This is a genomic window from Dellaglioa sp. CoH-55-MRSF-8 (assembly GCF_056782195.1).
Genome location: NZ_JBXAYH010000045.1, coordinates 1 through 360, shown reverse-complemented (window position 1 = coordinate 360; position 360 = coordinate 1). Strand labels below are relative to the sequence as shown.

The window sequence follows — 360 nt, the reverse complement described above, 5'->3', positions numbered from 1 at the left end:
GATGTTGGCGCTCATCATGGGTCTGCACATTTTGGCCCATCGAGCCCGTTGAAGGAGATTTGATGGATATTGAAATGTTGACGGCTAAGGCCGATGCTTACGATTTGGCTTCGTCTCTGGCTGACAGTATGGGCTATGGTACGTTGAGCGAAGCGCTCCACGCGTTTCAGCGACTAAAGCAGGAAGCGTCACCTCCGAAGCAGGGGGCAGAAAGGATCGTGACCTATATCACGCGGGGCTACGTCGAGGAATCCGTGCAGGACAAGCTCATGCGCGACGGACATGTCGGCGCATTTGTCGTCAGCTCTGTCGGCGCTACCTCCGATCATCAAGTGGAAGTTCGTTTCCTGAAATGAGGAC

1 protein-coding gene is annotated in these 360 nt (G+C 54.4%); it reads left to right on the top strand.

Going from position 1 to position 360, the window contains the following annotated elements; genetic code table 11:
- The coding region (locus AC1RPW_RS07795; RefSeq protein WP_481769411.1) for a hypothetical protein at positions 1–356 on the top strand (356 nt) is incomplete at its 5' end.
- Positions 357–360: the final 4 nt, after the last annotated feature.